Below are 4,284 nucleotides of genomic sequence, written 5' to 3'. Positions count from 1 at the left end.
TCTCGCCGGAGGCGGCGCTGTTCCAGGTGCCGCGCGTCGCCAAGGCCCGTAACATGACGGAAGAGAAGGTACGCGAGCTGGTCACTCAAAATACCAAGGCCCGGTTTGCAGCCCTGCTTGGCGAGCCCCGTGTCAACGTGCTGGAGCTCAACCTCGCGCTCGACGCCGCCTCGAAGTAGGACCAGCTAGGCGAGCCGGAGCGGCCTGACTATAATGCGGCATGGCAAATCAAAGCCGCGACAGTGAGAAACGGCCATCGCCAGATGCGCTTTTGGAAGCCGCCCGGCGCGAGAACGCGCAGGTCGGGCGGCTAAAAATCTTCGTCGGCGCCGCTCCGGGCGTCGGCAAGACCTATGAGATGCTGCAGAGCGCCCATGCCAAGCTGAAGGCGGGCGTCGACGTCGTCGTCGGCATCGTCGAGACTCATGGGCGGGCCGAGACCGAAGCGCTGCTGCGCGGCCTGGAAGTCATCCCGCGCAAGCGCATCGACTATCGCGGGCAGTTGGTCGAGGAGATGGACCTCGATGCGGTGATCGCGCGCCATCCGGCGCTCATTCTGGTCGACGAGCTCGCCCATACCAACGCGGCCGGCAGCCGCCATCCAAAACGCTATCTTGACGTTGAGGAGCTCTTGTCACGCGGTATCGATGTCTACACGGCCGTCAACATCCAGCACATCGAGAGCCTCAACGACGTGGTTGCGCAGATCACCCATGTGCGGGTACGCGAGACCGTCCCCGACTCGATTTTCGAGCGTGCAGATGCCATCGAGCTGATCGACCTGACGCCGGACGATCTGATTCAGCGCCTGAAAGAGGGCAAGGTCTATGTCCCAAAGCAGGCCGAGCGCGCGCTGGAGCATTATTTCTCGCCGGGCAATCTGACCGCACTGCGCGAGCTGGCGCTGCGCCGCACCGCGGAGCGGGTCGACGAGCAGCTGCTCACCCACATGCAGGCCAATGCGATCGCGGGCCCGTGGGCGGCCGGCGAGCGCATCCTGGTCTGCGTCAGCGAGGACCCGCGCGCGGCGGGCCTCGTGCGCCACACAAAACGGCTCGCCGACCGTGTCCACGCGCCGTGGACCGCGATCTCGATCGAGACGCGGCGCAGCCTGCAACTGACCGACGAGGAGCGCGACCGCCTTGCCGACACGCTGCGGCTCGCCGAAGCGCTCGGCGGCGAGGCCATCACCATTCCCGGCGTCGAACGCCGCATTGCCGACGACGTCATCAAATTCGCGCAAGCCAACAACGTCACCCAGATCATCGTCGGCAAGTCGGCGCGCTCGCGCCTGTTCGAGATCATGCGCGGCTCCGTGGTGCACGACCTGGTGCGGCGCGCCGGCAACATCACCATCAACGTCATCGCCGGTGAGGATCTGCCGTCGGGGCCGCCACTCGCCAATTCCGTGCAGACGGCGGCACGCAGCGAAACCTTCAACCCGCGACCCTATCTGATGGCGCTGCTGATCACCGCCGGCGGTCTCGCCGCCGCCGAGCTGATCCAGCCTTGGTTCGGCATCGAGAACGTCGATCTCGTGCTGTTGACCGCCGTCGTGGGCGTCGCGGTGCGCTACGGCCTGTGGCCGTCGCTGCTCGCGACCGTCGCGGCCTCGCTGACCTACAATTTCTTTTTCCTGCCGCCGATCTACACCTTCACCATCACCGATCCCACCAACATCGCGGCCTTCTTCCTCTTCATGGTGATCGCGATCCTGGTGTCGAATGTGGCCGCGCGGGTGCGCACGCAGGCCGACACCGCGATCGGCCGCATCCGGATGACCGAGCAGCTCTATGCCTTCAGCAGAAAACTCGCCGGCACTGCGACGCTCGATGACGTGTTGTGGGCGAGCGCCTATCAGACCGCGCTGATGCTGAAGGTGCGCGTCGTGCTGCTGCTGCCGGAGCAGGGCCTCTTGACGGTCAAGGCAGGCTATCCGCCGGAGGACCAGCTTGACCAGGCCGATCTCGCCGCGGCCAACTGGGCCTGGAGCAACGATCGCGTGGCCGGCCGCGGCTCCGATACGCTGCCAGGCGCAAAGCGCCTGTTCCTGCCGATGCGCACCGGCCGCGGCTCGATCGGCGTCATCGGCATCGACAATGACCGTACCGGCCCGCTGCTGACGCCGGACCAGCGCCGCCTGCTGGACGCGCTGGTCGATCAGGGCGCGCTCGCGATCGAACGCGTGCTGCTGGTCGAGGACATGGACCGCGTCAAGCGTACGATGGAGTCGGAACGGCTGCGCTCGGCGCTGCTGACCTCGATCTCGCACGATCTGAAGACGCCGCTCGCTTCGGTACTGGGCGCGGCCTCGACCATGCGCGACCTCGCCAGCGGCCTTTCGGAGCAGGAGAAGCACGATCTCCTGGCAACCGTCATCGACGAATCCGAGCGGCTCAACCGCTTCATCGCCAATCTGCTCGACATGACAAAACTGGAATCCGGCGCCGTGGTGCCGAATCTGGCGCTGCACGACGTCGGCGAGGTGGTCGGCAGCGCGCTGCGGCGCGCGACCAAGATTCTCGCGCAGCACCGCATCGCGCTCGATTTTGCCGCCGAACTGCCGATGCTCGAGATCGACGCCGTGCTGTTCGAGCAGGTGCTGTTCAACCTGCTCGACAATGCGGCAAAGTATTCGCACGCCGGCACCGCCATCACGATGCGGAGCTATCGCGACGGCTCGCAGTTCGTGCTCGAGGTCACCGACGAGGGCGAGGGGATTCCGGACGGCGAGGTCGAGAGCGTATTCGACAAGTTTTACCGCGTGCAGAAGTCCGATCACGTCCGCCCGGGCACGGGCCTCGGTCTTGCGATCTCCCGCGGCTTCATCGAGGCGATGCAAGGGCGAATTTTCGCATCCAACCGCAGGGATCGCAGTGGCGCCGTGCTGACCATTCGTCTGCCGATTCCTGTGCGCTCCAAGGCATTGGACACCGCCGCATGAACGCCCCGCCGATCAAGGTTTTGGTCATCGACGACGAGCCGCCGATCCGCAAATTGCTCAGGATGGGTCTTGCGACCAAGGGCTATGAGGTGCTGGAGGCGCCGAGCGGCAAGGTCGCGCTCGAACTGCTCGCCGAAAATCCGGCGCTGATCATTCTCGATTTGGGCCTGCCGGACATTCAGGGCCACGAGCTGCTGCGCACCATCCGTGCCCGCAACGACAGCGTGCCGGTCGTGGTGCTGTCGAGCCGGGGTGACGAGGCCGGCAAGGTACAGGCGCTCGATCTCGGCGCGGACGATTATGTCACAAAGCCGTTCGGCATGGATGAGCTTTTGGCGCGATTGCGTGCGGCACTGCGGCATCAGTTACAGGTCCAGGGCGAGCGACCGATTTTTCGCAGCGGCGATCTCTCGGTCGATCTGGTGCGGCGCATCGTCAAGGTCGGCGACAGGGACATCAAACTCTCGCCGAAGGAGTATGAGCTGCTGCGCGTGTTGGTGCAGCACGCCGGCAAGGTCCTGACCCACCGCTTTCTGTTGAAGGAGCTGTGGGACGAATTGACCGACGCGCAATATCTGCGCGTCTATGTGCGCCAGCTCCGTCAGAAGATCGAGGCCGACCCGGAGCGTCCGCATCATGTGCTGACCGAAACCGGCATCGGCTATCGGCTGCGCGCCCCCGACTGAGCTGGCAGCTTCGCCGGACGCCGCCCTATTTCAGCGGACGAGGATGGAGCGGCTGGCCGATGGCGCATTCCAGCGCGTCGCGATTCCAACGGCCGAGATCGGCTGCCGCGCGATAGGTGCTGTCCAGAAATTCCATCAGCGCGGTGTCCGGATTGGGCGAGCTCCGGACGACATCATAGGGCAGCAAGAACTCACCGAGTTTGGCATCGAAAGAGGCTCCCGCCGGCGCCACGGGCGCGTCGGCAAATCCACTCGGCGTCGGATAGGCGTAGGAATAGAACGCGGGAAAATCCACCCCGCCGCCACCGGGCCAGAAGCCGGCGGATGACACCTCGTCGCTGTAAGCCTCGCGCGTCACCTCGTCGGGCAGGTTCGGGATGCCGCCGGGATGCAGCGGGGCGCGACGCCCCGAGAAGCGGGTGACCGCGAGATCAAGACTGCCCCAGAACAGATGCACGGGACTGACCTTTCCGACAAAACCAGTGCGAAACCGCGAGAACACGCGGCTCACCGCAACGAGCGCGTGAAAGAAGCGCGTCACGGCGGCGGCATCGTACGGCCTCTCCTGCCGGTCGCCGTGGAATGGAATCGCATCGGGGATCTCGTTCGGCCGGCCGTCGAAGTCAGGCGTTCCGCCGAGCCGTGCCACGAGAT

4 protein-coding genes are annotated in these 4,284 nt (G+C 65.4%); 3 read left to right on the top strand and 1 reads right to left on the bottom strand.

Going from position 1 to position 4,284, the window contains the following annotated elements:
• The 3 genes from JOZ76_RS37420 to JOZ76_RS37410 all read left to right on the top strand — a co-directional run.
• The coding region (locus JOZ76_RS37420) for a potassium-transporting ATPase subunit C (RefSeq protein WP_291706390.1) at positions 1 to 179 on the top strand (179 nt) is incomplete at its 5' end.
• A 41-nt stretch (positions 180 to 220) separates the two neighbouring features.
• A complete protein-coding gene (locus JOZ76_RS37415; protein ID WP_291706389.1) occupies positions 221 to 2,944 on the top strand; it encodes a sensor histidine kinase in 2,724 nt (907 codons plus the stop codon).
• Positions 2,941 to 3,630 (top strand): response regulator, encoded by a 690-nt coding sequence (locus JOZ76_RS37410; protein ID WP_291706388.1) that lies wholly within the window; start codon positions 2,941 to 2,943, stop codon positions 3,628 to 3,630. Before JOZ76_RS37415 ends, JOZ76_RS37410 begins: the two co-directional genes overlap by 4 nt.
• A 25-nt stretch (positions 3,631 to 3,655) precedes the next feature.
• Here JOZ76_RS37410 and JOZ76_RS37405 read toward each other — a convergent pair.
• A partial coding sequence (locus JOZ76_RS37405; protein ID WP_291706387.1) for a DUF5996 family protein occupies positions 3,656 to 4,284 on the bottom strand: 629 nt, incomplete at its 5' end.

It is taken from the genome of Bradyrhizobium sp., assembly GCF_019244115.1.
In the GTDB taxonomy this organism is placed as follows: Bacteria; Pseudomonadota; Alphaproteobacteria; order Rhizobiales; family Xanthobacteraceae; genus Bradyrhizobium.
This window is presented reverse-complemented; position numbering and strand designations above follow the sequence as displayed.

Coding starts and splice junctions, on each gene's coding strand:
- JOZ76_RS37415 (WP_291706389.1), top strand. CDS start 221: ATGGCAAATCAAAGCCGCGACAGTGAGAAACGGCCATCGCCAGATGCG.
- JOZ76_RS37410 (WP_291706388.1), top strand. CDS start 2,941: ATGAACGCCCCGCCGATCAAGGTTTTGGTCATCGACGACGAGCCGCCG.